The sequence below is a fragment of the Thermobifida alba genome (assembly GCF_023208015.1).
Taxonomy (GTDB): Bacteria; Actinomycetota; Actinomycetes; order Streptosporangiales; family Streptosporangiaceae; genus Thermobifida; species Thermobifida alba.
In genome coordinates, this window is sequence record NZ_CP051627.1 from 3,523,436 (window position 1) to 3,542,141 (window position 18,706).

Consider the following 18,706-nt stretch of genomic DNA (forward strand, 5'->3'; position numbering starts at 1 on the left):
TCGGCGCCCCGCCCGGACAGTGGGCGGTGTCCTCTCCGGACCGTCCCCGCGCCGTCTTCGCGGGAGCCGGCGCGGGAGTCGGCGCGCTCCCCACCGTAACGTTCACGATTCCGGCGTCCAACGCCGCTGACCGCATGCGGCCAGGTGGGACCGCGTGGCGCCGCCGTGCCCTGACCTTCCTCTTCGGAAGGCACAACCCCGGTCTTACGCCCCCGGATGCCGCATCCGGCCCGAAAACCCGTTACGCTTAAGGGACGTGTATGGCACCCTGGGCGGTGCGGCACGCGGGCCATTAGCTCAACTGGCAGAGCAGCGGACTTTTAATCCGCGGGTTCAGGGTTCGATCCCCTGGTGGCCCACCACAAAACCCCAGGTCAGAGCCGGTTTCGTCGGCTCCGCGGCCTGGGGTTTCGCGCTGTGTCGGCTCCGTGTCGGCTCTTAAGTTCGCACCTCCAACGTCCGCGCGGGCCGACCCCTTACTCGCGGGTTCTCCACGTCATCGGAGGCAACCGGCAGCGGCCATCCATGTGCCCTGTTCTGCCGCGATCAGGTAGGGGCGGACGAGTGGTCCGGGGTCGTCGTCTTCGACGCCCGCGGATCGGCGGGGGGTGGGAACCGCGGCCGGTTCGGTTCCGCGGTGGCGTCCCCGGTAGGGCTGTCTGTTCGGCCCGGGGCCGGGAGCAGGGTTTTGGTGGTCGCGCTGGGCGGCCCACTGGCGGATCAGTGCGGCGAGTTGGTGGTCTGCCGGGTCCTGGCCCGGCTTCTCGACCGGTCGCTGGATGGGCGGGGCGCCCTCGACCGTCGCGGAAGGAACGCGGCCGCGCGGGACTCGCACCGGCGTGGGCTGTCGGATTTCGGCTGCGATGTCCGCTGCCCGGGTCCTGGCTCTTGGGCGGGGCTGCTGGGTCGCGGCGGGTTCGTTGACGAAGAGGTGTCGCAGGAGTGCGCCCAGCCACTGGCAGGCCCGCCAGAACGGACCTGGCGGTTTCGGTTTCCGATGCCGGGCAGCACCGATACGCTGTGCCATGTCACCACCTGTGCTCTCAGGTCGGAGGCCGTGCCCCGGAGGCGGTTGCTGCGCCTGCCGGGGTCTTGGTTTTTCTCGGGTCGGGGGTTCAGCGGCCGCCGTGCGCCGTCTCGGCGCAGGCGTGGTCGAAGGCTGCGGCCAGGTGCTCGGCGATGGCCTCCAGTTGTTCGCTGGTACTGGTGAGCGGCGGGGTCAGGCGCAGGCCCGTCTGCCCGTGGGTAAGGCCCAGGAGCAGGTCGCGGTCGCGGCCGCCGCGACCACCGCCTCGACCGGGGGTGCGGGGGCGGTGTCGGTGGCCAGCGGTACCACCTGCAGGTCCAAGCCGTAGCGGGTGGTGTGGATGCGGTCGGCCAGGCGGCGTTCGATCTGGTCGGCGAGGAAGGCCCCGGCCTTGGCGGCCTGCGCGCTCAGCGCGTGGCCGGTGAGGTGGTGCAGGACCTCGGCGGCCACGCTCGCGGCGAAAGGATGCGGATCCTGGTCGGGACAGTGGTCGGCCGCGTGCTCGACGGCGGCGGCCAGGCGCGGGGCGGCCAGGAGGACGCCGCAGGCGCCGTAGCCGGCCACCAGGCTGTCGCCCAAAGCCGCCGCGTCGGGGCGCGCATCAGCGGGCAGGCCGCCCAGCAGGGTCAGCGCCCCGGAACGCCCCAGACCCACAGGGGTCTCGTCCCAGGCCAGGACAAGACCGTACTCGTCGCACAGTCCCCGCAGCTTTCGCATCGTCTCGACCTCGGGCGGCACGGCGGTCAGCAGGCGCACCACGATTCCTTGGACCGGTGTGCCGGTGGCGTGTGCGCGGTCGATGGCCCAGCGCACCCGCTCCACCAGATCTCCTGTGGTGACCGGGGCCGGCACGGCGGATGCGTCCCGGCTGCTGCTTCCGGTGAGGCGGAGGCGGGCCGGGCCGTGGTCGAACACGACGTGCACGAGTGCACCGCTTTGCCCGCCGGGGCCGGTGGCGGCGATGCGGGCCAGGCTGTCGGCCGCCCGCGTCCCGGAGGCCACCAGGACCGCGTGCGCCATCCCGGTCACGGCGTGCAGGTCCGCAACCAGCAGCAGTTCGGCCAGGGCCGTGTACCCCTCGGGCAGCAGCGGCAGCCGGGCGGTACGGGCCAGAGCACGCAGCGGATCCCAGCCATAGCCCAAAATCACCCGGTCACCGGCGGCGGTGGCATCCAGCAGCCACCGCCCGTCCACGGTGCACACACAGGCCCCGTCCCCACCAGCAGCCACCCGCCGCTGCTCGGCGGGGCGTGTCTTCAGGGTCATGGCCGACTCCCCAAACCGACGGCAGTGGCAGGAGAGACAGCCCATGTGACGGGAGGGCAGTCCAAACTTTTGAGGAGGCTCTCGACCTGCTGTGGGGCCAGCACGGCGCTGTCCAGGATGGGCAGCATGAACCACACGCCTTTCTCTCCCGGTGCTATCAGGCAGCCCAGTCGCCCTTGGCTGATCGCCGCGACGGTGGAGAGCCCGCGTCGGTGTTCGATCTCCGGTGCGTCGAAAGGCAGAGCGTCGATGTCGTCCAGGCCCAACTCAAGCGGAGAGGCGGCGTGGAGTTGGATGTCGACAGGACTGGGAAGCCCATCGGTGACACACACGGTGATGCTCTTTCCCGTTGTTCCGTGGAGGCGGAGCCGGTGAGGTCGTGTGGCGTGGCGGATGGCGTTGCCGACGAGTTCGGAACTGGCCCAGCCCGCGTTGTGGGCGGTGTCCGCGTCGAGTCCCAGCTTCCGCATGACGCCTTCAACGAAGGCGTATGCAATCTGCTGCGCCCTTGAAAGACCGGTGAGGTCCACCTCAACCCAGGGAGGAGGGAGCCACCAGTCAGTCATCGGGCTGTGCTCGGAACTGCTCAGCGACTCGGGGATGCGGGCCCGGTGTGACATCAGCTCACCCACTCGGGAAGAGGCACCTCAAAAGACGGCGCAACAAGGAACTCGTTCACTTAGAATCTTGAACTAGGAAGTTCATAGTTTTCAAGTCACTGTTCAATGTTTCCGATATGTCCCGTTCGGAGCTTGGTGTGAAGATCTATGATCGACACAGAAGCAAGGGAGGCTGGTGTGGCGAGGCAACCGGTGATGCCAACCGTGGGCAAACGGCAACTCGGGCGTGAACTCCGGTCACTGCGTGAGGCGTCGAAGTTCACCCTCGACCGGGTCGCGGAGGAGTTGGACTGGGCCAAGACCAAGGTGCACAACCTGGAGAACGGCCACTGGACCCGCGGCAACCTCACAGACCTGCGCGCCCTGCTCGACCTCTACGGCGTCACCGACCCGCAGCGGCGCACCGCCCTGGAAGACCTCATGCGCAACGCCAAGAAGCGGGGCTGGTGGGTGGAGTACGGCGACGCGCTCGATGGTGCACTGCCCGCATTCGAAGACGAGGCCTCCCAGATCAGCAGCTATGAGCCCGCCGTCATTCCCGGCCTGGTGCAGACACCCGAGTACACCGCCGCGCTACTGCGCACCTACCCGTTCCTCACTGCCGGCGAGGTCGAGCGCAGGGTGGAGGCGCGGATGCAGCGCCAGCGGATCCTCGACCGCGACACCCCGCCCGAAGTCTCGTTCGTTATCGAGGAAGCCGTGGTGCAGCGCCTGGTCGACACACCGGTCGCCCGAGCTCAGATCCAGCACCTGATCGACGTGGCCGAGGCAGCCAACCGCGTCACCCTCCAGGTCATGCCACTGCGGTCGGGCCTGCACGGTGCGCTGGGACCGTCGTTCACCCTCCTCGACTTCGCAGGCGACTTCGATCTCTCGATCGTCTACACCGAGTCAGCGGCACGCAGCGCCTACCTTGAAGACAAAGCAGACGTAGCCCTGTACCGCACCATGTTCACCCACGCCTGCGGCAGGGCGCTTCCGCCGGAGAAATCCATCGAGCTACTGAGCGGCCTGCTCAGACAGTCTTCCTAGAGAGCCGACTTCCATGGACCTCTTCCCCACCGACTACGAACCCCTGTTCCGTAAGTCCAACTACTCCACCGCCGCCGCCAACTGCGTCGAGATCGCCGACCTTCCCGACGGTCAACACGCTGTTCGCGACAGCCAGAACCGCCACCTCGGCGGCTTCCTGTTCCCCACGCAAGCATGGGGAGCGTTCCTCGCAAGCGTAAAGACCGGCGAGTTCGACGCCTGACCGCCCTACCGGAGAAGGGACCTGACGCAGACTGCGCAGGTCCCCCGACCAGATCGAAGGCCGGGTCACCGTGCGGATGCGGCGACAGCAGCGGCTCACCGACGACCCTCCGCTCGCCTTCAACGTGGTGGTCAACGAAGCCGCGCTGCACCGCAGCGTCGGCGGCACCGACGTGATGCGCGAACAACTCAAGTTCCTGCTGGAACGGATGGAGCTTCCCAACGTCGACGCACGCATCCTGCCGTTCGAATCCGGAGCGCACACGGCCAGCGAGGGCTCCTTCGTCATCATGAAGTTCCCCAGCCTGCTGGAGAACGTCACCTTCGGAGATGTCGTGCTGATCGAGTACCGGGTCGGCGCGCTCTACCTCGAAGCAGAACAGGAGACCCAGCCCTTCTCCAGAGTCTTCGAACGGCTGCAGGCAACCGCGCTGGACCCCCGCGAGTCGGCCAAGCGCATCCAACACCTGCTGAACAGCAGATACGGAAGATAAGGAACAGACAAGTGACGCTCGACGGCTCCCCGCTCATCTGGCGCAAGTCCTCCTACTCCGGAGGTGCCGGCGGCAACTGCGTCGAGGCGGCTCGCCTGCCCTCCGGCGGCATGGCGCTGCGCGACTCCAAACACCCCGAAGACGCGGTCCTGCACTTCACCCGCGACGCATGGACAGCCTTCCGGAAAGCCCTGTGCGACGGCGGACTCTTCTGAGACCGCCGAGGCCGCATTCGCTCAGGGCTCACGGGGTTTCTTGCAGCCCGTATTCCGGCATTCCCGCCCCGGGACACACGAGGCCGGACTCGGTCAGGAGGCCTGCCCTTCGTCCAGGGAAGCCAACGTTCCCCTTCTCAACGGCTGACTATGCGTGTGATGGTCTCTTCGGCACTGGTCAGTGCGGTTGTGAGGTCGTCCAGCAAAGCTGCGGGCAGTGTGCCGCGGCCGAGCGCGCACGTGTCGACCAGGGCGTTCAGTTCCTGCGCTTGGGCGGAGGTCAGGAGATTGCGGCAACCGCCGTGGTCGAGTAGGTCGCGGGCGGCGTATCCGTCCTGTGAAGCAGCGGTGCGGCGGATGAGGCCGGCGGCGATCCGGTATGCATGGGGATTGTCGGCAGTGCCGAGGGCATCGATGAAGGACAGGCCCAGCCGGGTGTGGAAGACCGCCAGGCCCGGCGCCGAGGTGTCGAGCATGTAGTACAGGTCCAGCAAGGGCCCCAGACCCGCGTCGTCTGAACCGCTGCGTCGACACCGGATGGTGAGGCAGGCGGTCACGGCGTTCTCCCAGGGCTCTCCTGGCTCGGTGTCTTCCAGAAGAGCGAGGGCCCCGTCGCCGTCTCCGGATGCGGCGTGAGCGATGACGGCGACCTGGCGGCCGTCGAGCATGCGGCGGCCGATGCCCCGGTGGTCACGCAGGCGTTTGTAGGCCTCCTGCCAGAGTCCGGCCGTGGCGAGTGCTCTGGAAGTGGTGGCCAGCATGACCGCCCACAGCCAACGGCGTACTTGCTGGTGCGCCTCTCGCGAGTCGGTGAGGCGAGCGGGGAGCTCGACGCTGTCGACAGTGGCGCTGGCGCAGGAGGAGACCGCGGTGTAGAGGGTGTCGATGAGGTCGGAAGCGCACCCGCCCCGGCCGTCACGGATGTGGAGGCGGGCGAGGTTGATCAGTGGTTCGAGGGCATGACGTGCCGCTTGGGCCCCCAGAGGGTGAGCGCGGAGGTAGACGTTCGCGTGCCGATGACACCACTGCCGGGCCAGATCTGGCAGACCGCAGTCCGAAGCGAGGAGCGCTGCCAGGTTGTGTACGGCTGAGGCAGCGGCCAAGTCGCTGTCCCGTTCGGCTGCGCGGGCCCGGTCGCACAGGTCCGCCACGCGCTGGGCAAGAGGAGTGCAGACCGGGCGAGGGCGAGCGACGAGCGGGAAACGGGAAGCGAACAGCTCAATGGGGTGTACTTCTTCACGTCTCTGGTGCCTGCTGTCCGGGGTGGCACTGTGTGCGGGGGCCGCCGTGGTGGCGTCACTTCCTGTCACCGCGGGCTCCTGGAAGTCTCAGCGGCGTCATAGTGGTAGGCCATTCGTCACGATCCAGGACTACTGTCTTGGCGGTGTGGGCGATCAGGCTTTGCACGGTGTATGGCAGGCCGAGCCGGTTCCAGTGGAAGATGATCTGGTGAGCGAGGACGGCTCGTAATCCGCGGGTGAGTAGACCGTTTCGAGCAAGGCCACCTAGTCTCTGACCGGCTTCAGCGAAAGCGACAGCCCATTCGGTCAGAAAAGCCAGCGGTCCGTTCTCGCGCAGGAGAGGGCTTGTGGGGCCTGCGTCCACGGTCATCAGCCGCCGTAAGTCGGCTTCCAACCTGTTCATCCGCTCCGCAGGGATGTCGGGAGGATCCGGACGGATTCCGGCGACGCGTGCCCAGACGTCTCCTTGTTCGTACCAGTCCTGTCCTGCCCCGCGCATCAGCATGCTGCACAGCAGAACAGACAGTTCGCGCCGCTGGTCGCCGTGGCCGGTGGGCGGGACGTCCTGACGGCCGAGGTAGGCGAGGACGTGTCGGCTGTCGACGTGGAAGAGACGGTGGGTCAACTCCATGCCCAACGGACCGCCGAAGGCGTGTATCTCCGGCTCGTAGATGGTTGGGGCCCAGCCGGCGATGTGACCGCCGTCTCGCAACGCGTCGAGTCTTTCGTGGAGGAAAACCACTGTTTCCTGGCCGGTGCCGTGTGCTACCAGGAAACGAATCCGCCAGCAGGGGGCCTTTCTGACGAAGAACCATGCCCTGGTCCTTCCAGCGGTCTCTGCGCCGGTCATTATCGGACCGATGTGGACGGCACCGACGTGTTCGGCCACGGAGTAGTCGGCGAAGTTGACGGTCACCTGGTGCCACAGGGCGTCTTCCCGTACCCTTTCGGGGGCGTGGTTCATGCGCTCAGGGGTCCTTTCATCCGGTTCCCGATCAGATGAGAAGCAGACAGGCGTCCCAACGGCTGATTGGGGCGGTACCGGTTCCAGCGGTGTGCAGGGCGAGCGCCACGCCTGCGTGCCCGTCGAGGAATTCGACATCTTCGGGCAGGGATGGGAGCTGGGAAAGCAGTCGCGCCGCAAGCCTGGGCAGCTCCTGTGCGATGTCCGGTGTGCTGGCGTCATCCGCCATCCGCCACGCGGCCTGGAGCAGTCCAGCCGTGCCGTGGCACAAGCCGGCGTCTGGGAGCAGGTTGAGCTGCGCGGGGTCGCGGAGGCAGCCGAGCATAGCGGCCTCGGCTGTGCGTTGCCGTTCGAGGTCACCAGTGGCCAAGCCCGCAAGTTGCTGGGCTCTGGCGAGCCCGGGTGTTCCGTAGCACCACGACGGACGTTGGCGGCTGGATGCCTCTACGTGCTTTCGACGGGCCTGTTCACGGGTGACGAATCCCGGCCACCACGGGCCGCAGGGGTGTTCCTGCTGCCATACGTCCAACCAGGCGCAGATACGACCGATGGCCTCGGTGTGCCCTTCGACTGTGATTCCTTTCAGCGCAGCCAGTGACAGCAGTGCCAGCGGGGCCGCGATGCCGTGTGACATGCCGAGGTTGCCGTGGCCTCCGGGAAAGTCCGGTGCAGGATCACCGTTGAGGGAGACGTCGGTCCACCATCCCGGTAGGTCGTCGGCGTGCTCCGGAAGCGGTTCAGTCAACCTGACGAGGTAGGCCAGCACGGCCTGTGTGATCTCATGATCGGGGTGGCGTAGCAGGTGGTAGACGCCGAGACCGGTCAGGCCGCGAACCAGATCGAACTCGGCCATACGGGGCCGGATTCCCTGGTCGATGCGGGTGTGGGCTTGGCTGAGGCGATGACGGGTCATGGCCGTGATGGCGGTGTCGAGTTGGGTGAGAGCATGCCTGTACCTGCTGGACCGGCCTGCGGCGGCACGGATCACGAACGCCAAGGCGGGAACTCCGAAGTACAGTCCGGCGTTGGGACCAGCGCTCAACTCCTCGTGCACGGCAGCGGACAGCCATGTGTGCACGGTCGTCCAGTCACCATGGCCGGTATAGGCGCGTTCAATGTGCAACAGGGCGATTCCCGCCGCTCCCCCGGCCAGTGACTGGGGACGCCGACGTCCTCTCCCCCCTGAAGCGACGCCACGACTACCGATTACGGACGGATCGACCAGGCGTGAGGCAACAGCGCTGGCCGCGGCCAGCGCTTCCGAACAAGGGCTGTTCATAGGGCTCCTTGGGTTCGCGCTGTCCAGCTCAGGGCGGCGGCGCGGGACAGACGACGGCAGGCCCACTCCGAGTCCGGGGAAATGCCCACCATGCGGGCATGGTGCAGGTGCAGAAGGTCTGCAAGCACCGTGTCCGGGGAAATCTGCTTCTCGGCGGTGAGTGCCGCGCGGTACCGGAGAAGCGCCGCGCGCCGCAGTTCCCACGACGCCGCGATGTCTTCACCACCTGGCACCTCCAGAAGCGCGGACCGTCCGCGACTCGGGTCTGCCAGGCGGATCATCTGGTCGCGTGTTTCGCGAGACGGTGCGGGAGCTGAAGATGCGCGCCAGTGACGAATCAGCCAGCGCATTCCGTCACTGACGCTGCCTGCGACCGTGACGGCGATGTCGACCATGCTGGCGGCAGTGACGGCGTGCAGATGCGGGCCCTCACGGTGGTCGACCGCTCGCAGTTGCGCGACTGCTGCGGCAGAATCGGCGGCAAACACCGACTCTGCTGCAGCCATGGCCACGTCCTGTCCGAAGCGCCCGGTCTCCGGATAGTAGGTGTCGAACTGCACCTGGCTCACGAGGCCACGCTCGTACAGCTCAGTCGTCCACGCGGTGACCCGAGCAGCGACCTGCCCGAAGTCGTCGGCTTCCCGAAGTCGGATACGCAAGCGCAGATGCTTGTCCGGATCGTGGTAGCGGAGAAACCACCACTCGGGTTCCTTTTCCCACGCGGCCAGCAGGGCTGGCAGATGCGAGGTCAAAAGAGCGGTCTGCCGGCCGGGGTTCCCGTACAGCTTGACGTAGAGCCACTCACTGCTTCCGGGAAGGTGCCCGTGGGCACGGCTGAGCACGCACCTCGACCAGGTTCGCTGCGGTGCAGCGGGTGGAGCTGTGGCGGCTAGGGGGATGACGATGTCGTGAGCGCGTCCGTCGATCCACCCCATCTCATCTTCTTCCGGTGCCTCGCGTATGGTTGCGTGTCCGTTGCGCGCCAGGTCGGCCCGGAGCACAGCAAGATGGGCGGACTCGTCCAAGTCCAGGCGGATTCGGCGATCACCGTCGCCGAGATAGACCGAGGCGGGCACACGAAACTGGTCCCGCCACGCGTCCCACCTGTCCTTCCAGTTCCGCCATGGTTCGGCAGAACCGGGAAAGTCTGTCGCAGTCAGCGTCCACATAGCCGGAGACAGAATCGAACGCCGGTAGCGGATTCTGGGCAGGAACGGCAACCTGCTGGCCGCTCCCCAGGAAAACGGAACGCACGCTGCCGTACGAGCCGTAGAGATCTCGCAGAGGAACCGCAGGAGCGGTTGAGCGTGGTGGGTGAGTTCCACAGCGCTGAACAGGATCGGCTCCACCGGCTGTCGGCGGGACACAGAGACCAGGTAGAGCCGCTGGGCATCAGCGGTCACCGCGAGGTCGTCCAACGAGACGGCTTCCTTGCCGTCCGGGCACTGTTCGGCCAAGGGGACCAGGAGAGGCAGCACAGCGGGACTTCTTGTGATGTTCTCGGCCCGCCGGGACACCGTTGGGCCGGACACCTGCACCCGCAGTGCGTTCTGACAGACTGCGGGTAGTTCGGCGTAGGCCCGGAACATTCGTTCCTGGTCACCCGTGTCGAACAGGTCGAGAAACCGCCCGGCCGTGGTGCCAGCCGCGCGGGACATTCCGGTGACCGCAAGTCGGAACTCGCCTCGACCGAGCGCACCGGTACTGGGCGAGTAGATGCGGCACCGGAGTTCGGTATGCGGCTGCACCCGGTACTCGCCAAGGCTGGCAGCCGCAAGGTTGTCGACCAGTGCGTCGTCGATGACGACTTCGGTGTGCTGCTGCACCGCGGCGTTCTGCGCCAAGACGAGCAGGGCCATGTCGCGTTTGGACAGGCCGGGAACGCTCGGAGGAGCCAGACGTGAATTCCGGTAACCGTGGGGGAAACCGAGACCGCTGTCGGCATCGAGCAGTTCCCGGATGCCGACCAGGGAGCCGAGTCCGTACCGTTCGCAGAACCTTCGGTGGTAGTCCTGCCAGGCCGGAGTTCCGTGGGGGTGCGGTCCCAGCCTGGCCAGCGCCTCCGCCGTACGCTCGGCTTCCCGCACCACCGCATGCGGCAGGACCAAGTCACCGTCGAGCCGAAGATCCACCGCGATCGGCCGCTCTGCGGTACAGAGGGCAGCCATTCTCCGGGAGACATGCGATCGAAGACTGCGTCCCCGCAGAGGAGGGGTCGCGTTGTGGTGGAGCAGATCGGCGTGGATCCCGCACAACTCGTCCAGCAGACCTGCCGCCCCCTGCACCGTGTCGGCTTGTACCGCGGTCAGCGCTTCAATGACGTGGCCCAGCGGGTCGGTGACCGTCATCGGTGGACGCAGACTGGTGACCAGGAGACGATGTTCCACCAGCCTGGTCAGCATTTCGTTGATCACAGAGTCCGGCTTGTCCGGAAAGTTGGATGCCAGTTTGTCGGCCAGGTCCCCCAGACGAACCGGGGTCTGAGCAGCCTGAAAAACGGTGTGAACCGCTTCGGTGTAGCGGACCGATACTTCTGCGGGCCCGGTTCCGTGCACCGCTCCGCTCTGCCAACATCCCACCACCAGCCGTCCGTCCCGAACGAACGCAAGGTTGTTGCGCACGACCAGTAGTCGGTACCTCAACTCGGGGATGGCTTCCAGACGCGTGATCACTCCGTCGAGCCAGGTGGAGTCGACCCGCGCGACGGCGCGATGCCCTCCACCGAACCGCACCGCAGGTGTGTGACCGAGCCGGACAGGTGCCACCCCGGAGAACAGACCGAACGGTGTCGCCCGGCTTGTCGACCGTAACAGGTACCGAATCAGCGACAGCACCGCTCGGCGGACCTCTTGCCTCCGCACTCGGCTCCCCTGACACACCTCTTGGACTCGACGAGCCAGGTCTGGGCTGGCGATCTCGACACTCGCCGCGAACCCGTCGGATGCCCACACCTGCCGCAGCCAGTCCACCCAGGACGTCAGGTTTTTCTCCGCGTCATCGGTCAGGTCCGGCCACGGTGGCACGCTTCCGGGGCAACGGGCTGCTGCTCGCACCACGGCCGCGTCCACGAACCTGTACAAATCCACTCCTCAGGGTTGGGTACTCGCGGGGTGGCGTCCGCCACCCCGCGGCGTATGGGAGTCGAGGCTGGAGGGGTCAGCAACCGCTCTGGGCCGGGCAGGCACTCTCGCAGGTGGTCCCGCACCCGTCGTCGGTGAGCCGCATCAGGTCGTTGATGACGGGACCGGACTCGACGATGCTGATGTCGAGGTCGAACTGGGTGTTTTCCCCATCGATCGCGGTCTGAGGGGTCTGGACGGTCATGCATTCCTCCTCGTAGTGACGTTGCCCGAAATGTTCCAGGGCTTCCGGCCCGGCTTCCCTGCGGTCAGGGCCAGGAGACGACGATGCGGGTGTGCTTCTTGTCGACGACCCTTCCGGCGGGAAGTGCGGCATCGGGGGTGGCTGCGGGAAACACCTCGATGCGCGCTCCCGGTCCCCCGCGGTGGTCGCGGTCCCAGGTCCGGATGTGGTCGATGTACTCCTCGGCGAGGCGTTCGGAGTCGGGGCCGTGTGCGTAGGCGCCGAACTCGAACCTGGTGCGGCTCTCGTCGACCGGACGTGCCGAGGCCCGGTAGACGAAACTGCTCCCCGACACGATCGCTTTGCCGCCGTACAGCGCAGACCTGCTGGTCAGCCCGCTGTCGACCGCCTCTTTCGTGGCTTTGACCAAGCCGAAGCCGTCGGCCACGGTGGCGATCCACAGGTCCAGGTCGTGGAGTGGCTCGCTGTCGCCGAACTCCATGCCTCCCCAGCGCTCGGTCCGCGGTCCGAGCAGGGCCTTGCGCAGGCCGTCGGTGTCAACGGGCCGGTCGGTGTCGATCAGCAGGCTGACCCTGTCCTCGTCCAACGTGACCACCTGCTCGCTGTGGGCCTCGGCTCCCTGCATCGGCACGAAGGAGCAGAGCTGGTAGTCCCGGCTCACCAGGCGCTCACCTGCACGCTCGAAGGCCACCGAGCGCGTCAGCCCGCGCAGCCGCAGCGGAACGACGAGCCTTCCGTCCTCGGTGAGCTGCTCGATCCATGCGGGTGGGATGTCCCATGCGCCCGCGGTGACGATGATCCGGTCGAACGGGGCGTGTTCTGGAACACCGTGGGCGGCGTCGCCCAGCGCCACGTCGACCCACCCGTATCCGGTGGCGTCGAGGTAGCGTCGGGCTCGGCCGGTGATCTCCGGATCGATGTCGACGGAGACCACTCTCCCGGTCCGACCGACCAGTTCGGCGATCAGTGCCGCGTTGTAGCCGCCGGAACCGATCTCCAGTACCCGCATGCCCGGTTCGATCCGGGCCTGCTCCAGCATCACGGCCTGGATCTCCGACGCGGACACCACGCTGGTGGCCGTCCCCGCACCGTCCTGCTTCCGGTGCAGCGTGGTCATGGTGGCGTAGGCCCGCTCCAGCGGCTCGCCCGGGGCGAACAGGTGCCGCGGCACCACGCTGAAAGCAGCAGCGACCGGATCGCTGCGGACCGCTCCCAGATCACGCAGTTCACCCACCATCTTCTCGCGCAGGTACTCAGCGCGGTCGGTCTCGCCGGTGCTGCTGGTCTTCGTATCTTGATGTTCTCTCATTCGGTGGTCTTCCGCGTTCTGGGGCCGGCGGGAGAAGTCCACCGGCTGGAGGTGCACGGGGAATCCGGTCTTCGTGAAATTGGGTTCCCTCTCCTCGTCTTCACCGAAGTGGTACGCGGAGAGGTGACGTGAAAACGAGTTTCTGGGCACGGGGCATGGAGGTCCATGCCGAGCTGTCATAAATTTCGGCGTACTTCTTCACACCACCAAGAAAGAGCCGCTTTTCACACCATTTGACCAGTTTGCCGCTTTTCTGGCCTCAAGGGTTCCCTGTGAAGACGGAAGAACCTATGTGGAGAAACCTTCGACAGAATTGAGAGGATCTGGCAGGCGGCTCCATCATCGTGGCAGGCCACGCCAGCCCCGAAGGCCCTCCGGTGGTGCCTTCCCGGTAGCGATCTGACCCTCAGGCATCAGCGCTGTAGAAAGCCTGGGCAAGGACATGAGTGGTCGAAGGCCCTGCCAGGACACTTGCCCGGCGCTCGAAACACCGAGCGACGGAACTCCGGGCAGGCCGGAAGTAGAAGTCGGACATCACAGCCACGGCTTCACCCCGCTCTCACGGCAGGGCCACGCCGTGACCGTCCGGTGCCCTTGGCGGACAGACGACTCGACGACCATCCTTGGACAGCCGATCCGCAGAGCCTTCCCCCTGGGAGCCCTTTGGTCTTCTGGCGCTGTTCACCCCTGGCGGGTCCGGGTGACAAGTTGGAGGGAAGGAGTTGCTCGCAGCGGAACAACTGTTGGCTTTGAGCGCACAAGCGGCAGCGATGATTCTGACGAAGCTCGGAGAAACCGACCTGGCTTGGATCGCGGCGGAGCGTGGACTCCAGGCAGCGCAACGATCCGGGGATACTGCCGTCATAGGTTCGCTGTTGAGGTCAGGCGTGCATTCGCTCCACTCTTATGGGCAGGGCGCAACCTCCGTGGAGATGGCCGAGCAGGCCGCTGCTTACCTTCGAGGAGAAATGGACTGGTCATCTCCTAAAGAACTCTCCGTGTACGGAACTCTTCTGCTGCCCGGAGCCGTTGCCGCCGCACGCGAAGGAGACCGACGCGCGGCCCGTGACTACCTGGAAGAGTCCGAGAAGGTGGCTTTGCGTCTGGGGATAGATCGAAACGACCTGTGGACGTCTTTCGGGCCGACAAACGTCGCTGTCCACCGTGTAGTGGTGGCTAACTCCCTCGGTGACGTGGACGCCGCTATCCAACTCGGTCGAAGAATCGATCCTTCAGGGCTCCCCATTGAACGACAGGTGCGGCACGCGCTGGAGTTGGCTTCAGCCTACGTTAAGCGCAACCAGATCGATGCGGCGGTAGGCCAGGTACTCGAAGCAGAAAAGCTGTCCCCCGAACAGACTCGGCGACACGTGATGAGCCGTCAGATAGTCACAGCGATGCTGCAGACCAAGTCCGGAAAGCGAAACCGCGACCTGGTGTCGCTGGCCATACGGATGAAAGCTCTCTGACTGTGCCGTTAAGGTCTTCGTATGAGCGTTGATCCCGCAGAGTCCTTTGCTCGGCCCCGGGTGGCTGCCGGGGTGTTGTTCTTCGACGAGCAGGACCGAGTGCTGTTGGTGGTGCCCTCCTACAAGCACTACCGCGATATCCCCGGCGGCTACGTCGAACACGGCGAGACTCCCCGTCAGGCGGCGCAGCGCGAAGTCCGCGAAGAGTTGGGCATCACCCCACCCCTGGGCAGACTACTGGTCGTCGACTGGGCCCCCACCCCCACCGAAGGCGACAAGCAGCTCTTCGTCTTCGACGGCGGCCCGCTGGAGCAGGAGTACCTGGATGCGATCGCCCTCGATCCGGCCGAGCTGACCAGCTACGAGTTCTGCGACGCCACCCGAATCCACGAACACACCATCCCCCGACTGGCCCGCAGAATCACCCAGGCCATCCAGGCCCGCGTCGAGAACACCACCCGCTACCTGGAAAACGGTGCACCGGTCGGATAGCCATCAGCGAAAGTACCAAAGGCAATCCCGGTGGAGCCTGATGCGGCCGACACCGGGCAGAACATCGCCTTCTCCCGGCGGGTGCTGGCCGGGGCGGGCCTCCGCCCGGCCTCGGTGATGCTGGCGACCATGCCCTCCATGCAGCGGCGCGGCTACGCCACCACCCGCAAGGTCTGGCCCGAGGTGGAGGTGGTGTGCGCCTGTGAGCCGGTGGCCTTCCGCGACTCCCTGGTGGGCATCGGCGACGACCGGCTCGTCATCGACACCATGGTCGGCGACCCGCAACGGATCATCGAATACCCCGACCGCAGCTTCGCCGTCGAACAGCACGTGCCCGACGACGTCCACACCGCCTACCAGGCGCTCGTCAAAGCCGGATGCACCAGCCGCCTCATCGGAGCCTGACCCGGTACACAGACCAGCGACCCTCGAGTCCAGATCGTCTCCACAGTGGGGGAGAACACGGTGTCTACACTGCCGGGCATGGCCGATCAGCGTGTCTGCTCCCTCGTCGTCTCCGGCTCCTCGGCTCCCGAGGGCGTTCCCGAATTGGTGGAACTCTTCCAGGAAGACGGGTGGCGGATCACCGTGCTGTCCACACCCGCCGGAACCCGCTTCCATGACCTGGACCGGCTGGCGGAGCTGACCGGGGAACCGGTGCGGGTGGACTTCCGCAGGCCCGGTACCGGAAAGAGCCTTCCCCCTGCCGACGTGGTGCTGGCGTGCCCGCTGACCTTCAACTCGACCAACAAGTTCGCCCGCCGACTGCTGGCATTGCTGCCCGCAGGCAGCCAGACGTGGCTGCTGGCGGACCTCTACCCCACCGCGACCGCCCGTGGACGAAGTCCTCCTTCTCCACCACCGGAGAGGGATGCGTCCAGGTACGCGCCACCGGCAACGGGCACGTCATCGTCGGCGACACCAAGAACCCCAACGGCCCCGTCCTCACCGTCACCAACACCGACTGGACCACCTTCCTCGACCAGGTCGCCACCGGAACTTCCGACTACTCCGGCCGCCTCATCCCCGTCTTCCAACCCGACGGCGGCTTCATCCTGCGCGACACCGCCACCCAAGCGACCCTGGTCTTCACCCGCGCCGAATGGGACGCCTTCCACGCCGGAGTCGTCCACGGCGAACTCCGCCCCCTGGCTGCGCTCTGAGACTCCCGCGTTGGCAGCCCTCTGAAGCACAGACAGCACCGACAGGAGCCGGGGGAGGGAACGGGCGTGCACCCGCTCGTCCATTCCCCGCCCAACCGGCAGCGGGGCCGAACAGCATGATTGATGGGACGGGCACGACGACAGCCTCGCCCGACTTCTCCGCCCGGAGGGCGCACCAGGCGCCCAGACACCGCCGTCCGAGTCCTGCCGCTGAGCGCCGGTGCCACACGCTTGGTGCCCACCAGGGCTTCACTCTCTGCCCCTGAACGGACAGCCTTCCAGAAGGCCCTGCGTGGCACCGGCTTCCGCTCGTCGTACCACCGGGCCCAGTCTGCTCACGCCTGCCGACCGCAGCCTTGGGCTGCCTGGACTGGACACAGGCGAAGCAGCAGTCACCAGGCACCTCCTGCCTGCCCGACTGCCCGTGCGCTGACGACCACGCGGCGATCACTGCCAGGTGTCCCATCCTTGGACCGGCGCGGTGGACGCCTCCCGCTCCGCGCCCGGTGGCCCAGCGGGGCAGGCACGCTGCCGGACATCCTGACCGTCTCCGCCAGCCCCCGTCCCGCTGCCTGCTCCAGGGCTTTCAGACACCTTCTGGAAAACTGCTTCCCACTGCCTTTTCCCTGCCCTCACCCCTGGCTATTTCCCCGGCATCCTCCAAAGAAGCCAAGGATGGATTTTCAGTCCGACCTTGGAACAGCTCTCCTTTTTTACCCTTTCAGGACCCGCTTTCCACAAAGAGGACAGCGGTACATCGATACTGGTAGAAGCTGTTTTCTCCATTCCCGTTTACGCATTGGCTCCGGGGGATGTACATTGGTCCACGCAATCGCACGGCGAAAAAAGGCGGCATCGAAATCCGCGTGTCTTCGCTGTCCGCGCCGCCAATCTTCACCGACTCCCAACAAGCAAAGGAAGCCCATGACTGATGTGGCCGCCGATCCCGAGAACGCGGCAGAACTAAGGGACCAGGTCGTGGACACCCTCATCCGGGACGGCGTGATCGTCTCCCCACAGGTCGAGGCGGCGATGCGCAGGGTTCCACGGCACCGGTTCACGCCGGAGGCAACCGTGGAGGAGGCCTACCGCCCCTATGCGGCCGTAGTCACCAAGAAGAATGAGCACGGGATCTCCATCAGTTCGGTCTCAGCTCCCCAGATCCAGGCGATGATGCTTGAACAGGCCGCCATCGAGCCGGGAATGCGGGTTCTGGAGATCGGTTCGGGCGGCTACAACGCAGCCCTGATCGCTGAACTCGTCGGCGATTCCGGCCAGGTCACCACTGTCGACATCGACCAGGACGTCACGGCCCGGGCCGAGCGGCTGCTGGCGGAGAACGGATACCCGCAGGTGCGCGTCGTCCTCGCCGATGCTGAGGACGGACTCGCTGCCCACGCCCCCTACGACAGGATCATCGTCACCGCCGGGGCGTGGGACATCCCTCCGGCGTGGATCACGCAACTGACCGAGCGGGGGCGGCTCGTGGTGCCGCTACGGCTGCGGGGCCTGACCCGTTCGATCGCGTTCGAGCGCCGCGGTGGCCACCTGCTCGGCCTCTCCGCCCGGGCGTGCGGATTCGTCCCCATGCAAGGCGCCGGCGCCCACCAGGAGCAACTGCTACTGCTGTGCGGCACGGACGAGATCGGCCTGCGTTTCGACGACGGGCTGCCGGGGGACCCGAGCCTGCTGGACAACACCGTGCGCACCCCCCGGCTGGAGGTGTGGACCGGGGTGGTGGTCGGGCGCACCGAACTGGTCGACACCCTGCAGTTGTACCTGGCCACGGCCCTGCCCGGGTTCTGCATCATGGCTGTCGACCCCGCACTGGACACGGGCCTGGTCGAGCCCAACCACCCCTCGTTCTCCCTCGCGGCAGTCGACGGCGGCAACTTCGCCTACCTGCGGGTCCGTCCCACAGCCGACGACCGGTCCGTGGAGTACGGCATCCACGCCTTCGGCCCGCAGCGGGAGGCGTTCGCCGAGAAGATGGCCGGACACGTGCGGACCTGGGCCCGCGAGCACCGCGGCGGTCCCGGCCCGCAGATCCGCGTCTTCCCGGCCCGCACCCCCGACGAGCAACTGCCGGGACACCTGGTCCTCGACAAGAAGCACAGCCGCGTCACGTTCTCCTGGCCCTCGGCAACAGCCGCGGACCAGGCCGTTCCACCCGCCTCTTCGGAAGGAGACGATCACCGGTGATGAGCACCAGCCTCGCTGGCGGTAGCACGGCACTGGCCGATCCCCCCGGAATCGACGACGAGTTCGCGCTCGATGTGAAGGTCGTCCTGGCCACCCACCCCAACGGCAAGCTGCAGTGCAGCACCAGTGACGGCTGCGGCAGCACCTGTAACGACGGCGCCTCGGCCTGCAACTCCAGCATCGAGCCTCCCCTGTCCTGATCACTTGTTCGCAGTGCTGGTGTGCCGGACGTCCTGTGCGGCACACCAGCGCTCCACCTGAGGAAGGGAGCCGCAGTGCGACGGTCAGCGGTCGGCTACCGGTGGCGAGGCGGGGCGCTGCTGCGGGCCAGCACTGCACCCCCTGGACTGGACGTGCCCCGCGACCCGGCTCTGCTCGACGACGGGG

At 66.7% G+C, this 18,706-nt stretch carries 18 protein-coding genes, 1 tRNA gene and 1 pseudogene; 12 read left to right on the top strand and 8 right to left on the bottom strand.

Going from position 1 to position 18,706, the window contains the following annotated elements:
* Positions 1-286 precede the first annotated feature (286 nt).
* Positions 287-362, top strand: a tRNA-Lys gene (locus FOF52_RS15500).
* Positions 363-1,219: 857 nt separating this feature from the next.
* Here FOF52_RS15500 and FOF52_RS15505 read toward each other — a convergent pair.
* Both FOF52_RS15505 and FOF52_RS15510 read right to left on the bottom strand, forming a co-directional pair.
* Positions 1,220-2,293, bottom strand: a complete 1,074-nt coding sequence (locus FOF52_RS15505) for an aminotransferase class III-fold pyridoxal phosphate-dependent enzyme (protein ID WP_248590661.1) — start codon at positions 2,291-2,293, stop codon at positions 1,220-1,222.
* Positions 2,290-2,925, bottom strand: coding sequence for an ATP-binding protein (locus tag FOF52_RS15510; protein WP_248590662.1), 636 nt, complete (start codon positions 2,923-2,925; stop codon positions 2,290-2,292). Before FOF52_RS15510 ends, FOF52_RS15505 begins: the two co-directional genes overlap by 4 nt.
* Positions 2,926-3,090: 165 nt before the next feature.
* Here FOF52_RS15510 and FOF52_RS15515 point away from each other — a divergent pair, with 165 nt between their 5' ends.
* From FOF52_RS15515 to FOF52_RS15530, 4 genes are read left to right on the top strand one after another with little or no spacing between them, the layout of a single operon-like run.
* Positions 3,091-3,945 (top strand): helix-turn-helix domain-containing protein, encoded by an 855-nt coding sequence (locus tag FOF52_RS15515; RefSeq protein ID WP_248590663.1) that lies wholly within the window; start codon positions 3,091-3,093, stop codon positions 3,943-3,945.
* A gap of 13 nt (positions 3,946-3,958) precedes the next feature.
* Positions 3,959-4,168 (top strand): DUF397 domain-containing protein, encoded by a 210-nt coding sequence (locus FOF52_RS15520; protein WP_248590664.1) that lies wholly within the window; start codon positions 3,959-3,961, stop codon positions 4,166-4,168.
* 31 nt (positions 4,169-4,199) lie between these two features.
* Entirely contained in the window at positions 4,200-4,661 is a 462-nt protein-coding gene (locus tag FOF52_RS15525) for a DUF5753 domain-containing protein (RefSeq protein WP_282574074.1), read from the top strand.
* Between the two features lie 11 nt (positions 4,662-4,672).
* Complete coding sequence (locus FOF52_RS15530; protein WP_248590666.1) at positions 4,673-4,876, top strand: DUF397 domain-containing protein; 204 nt, start codon at positions 4,673-4,675, stop codon at positions 4,874-4,876.
* Positions 4,877-5,013: 137 nt separating this feature from the next.
* Here FOF52_RS15530 and FOF52_RS15535 read toward each other — a convergent pair whose 3' ends face one another.
* The 6 genes from FOF52_RS15535 to fxlM (FOF52_RS15560) form a co-directional block, all read right to left on the bottom strand.
* Positions 5,014-6,027, bottom strand: a complete 1,014-nt coding sequence (locus FOF52_RS15535; RefSeq protein WP_248590667.1) for a hypothetical protein — start codon at positions 6,025-6,027, stop codon at positions 5,014-5,016.
* Positions 6,028-6,172: 145 nt separating this feature from the next.
* Entirely contained in the window at positions 6,173-7,081 is a 909-nt protein-coding gene (locus FOF52_RS15540) for a thiopeptide-type bacteriocin biosynthesis protein (RefSeq protein ID WP_083948133.1), read from the bottom strand.
* Positions 7,082-7,112: 31 nt separating this feature from the next.
* The gene (locus FOF52_RS15545) at positions 7,113-8,288 is read right to left on the bottom strand and encodes a lanthionine synthetase C family protein (protein WP_425265553.1); all 1,176 of its coding nucleotides are present in this window, start codon (positions 8,286-8,288) and stop codon (positions 7,113-7,115) included.
* Between the two features lie 68 nt (positions 8,289-8,356).
* A complete protein-coding gene (locus FOF52_RS15550; protein ID WP_341849688.1) occupies positions 8,357-11,446 on the bottom strand; it encodes a lantibiotic dehydratase in 3,090 nt (1,029 codons plus the stop codon).
* Between the two features lie 70 nt (positions 11,447-11,516).
* Positions 11,517-11,684, bottom strand: a complete 168-nt coding sequence (locus tag FOF52_RS15555) for an FxLD family lanthipeptide (RefSeq protein WP_083948129.1) — start codon at positions 11,682-11,684, stop codon at positions 11,517-11,519.
* Positions 11,685-11,748: 64 nt separating this feature from the next.
* Positions 11,749-12,993 (bottom strand): methyltransferase, FxLD system, encoded by a 1,245-nt coding sequence (gene fxlM, locus FOF52_RS15560; protein WP_068756887.1) that lies wholly within the window; start codon positions 12,991-12,993, stop codon positions 11,749-11,751.
* Between the two features lie 932 nt (positions 12,994-13,925).
* On the opposite strand from fxlM (FOF52_RS15560), the gene FOF52_RS15565 reads away from it, so the two are divergent.
* From FOF52_RS15565 to FOF52_RS15595, 7 genes and pseudogenes are all read left to right on the top strand, one after another.
* Positions 13,926-14,462: a hypothetical protein gene (locus FOF52_RS15565; RefSeq protein ID WP_248590668.1), complete on the top strand. Its 537-nt coding sequence runs from the start codon at positions 13,926-13,928 to the stop codon at positions 14,460-14,462.
* 21 nt (positions 14,463-14,483) lie between these two features.
* On the top strand, positions 14,484-14,954 hold the full coding sequence (locus tag FOF52_RS15570) for an NUDIX domain-containing protein (RefSeq protein WP_248590669.1): 471 nt from the start codon (positions 14,484-14,486) through the stop codon (positions 14,952-14,954).
* 30 nt (positions 14,955-14,984) lie between these two features.
* Positions 14,985-15,359: a YdcF family protein gene (locus FOF52_RS15575; protein ID WP_248590670.1), complete on the top strand. Its 375-nt coding sequence runs from the start codon at positions 14,985-14,987 to the stop codon at positions 15,357-15,359.
* A gap of 78 nt (positions 15,360-15,437) precedes the next feature.
* A pseudogene (locus tag FOF52_RS15580) lies at positions 15,438-15,713 on the top strand (flavoprotein); the annotation flags it as partial.
* 38 nt (positions 15,714-15,751) lie between these two features.
* Entirely contained in the window at positions 15,752-16,117 is a 366-nt protein-coding gene (locus tag FOF52_RS15585; RefSeq protein ID WP_248590671.1) for a DUF397 domain-containing protein, read from the top strand.
* A gap of 924 nt (positions 16,118-17,041) precedes the next feature.
* Entirely contained in the window at positions 17,042-18,319 is a 1,278-nt protein-coding gene (gene fxlM, locus FOF52_RS15590; protein WP_248590672.1) for a methyltransferase, FxLD system, read from the top strand.
* Complete coding sequence (locus FOF52_RS15595) at positions 18,319-18,519, top strand: FxLD family lanthipeptide (RefSeq protein ID WP_248590673.1); 201 nt, start codon at positions 18,319-18,321, stop codon at positions 18,517-18,519. The genes fxlM (FOF52_RS15590) and FOF52_RS15595 overlap by 1 nt, the downstream gene beginning before the upstream one ends.
* Positions 18,520-18,706 lie beyond the last annotated feature (187 nt).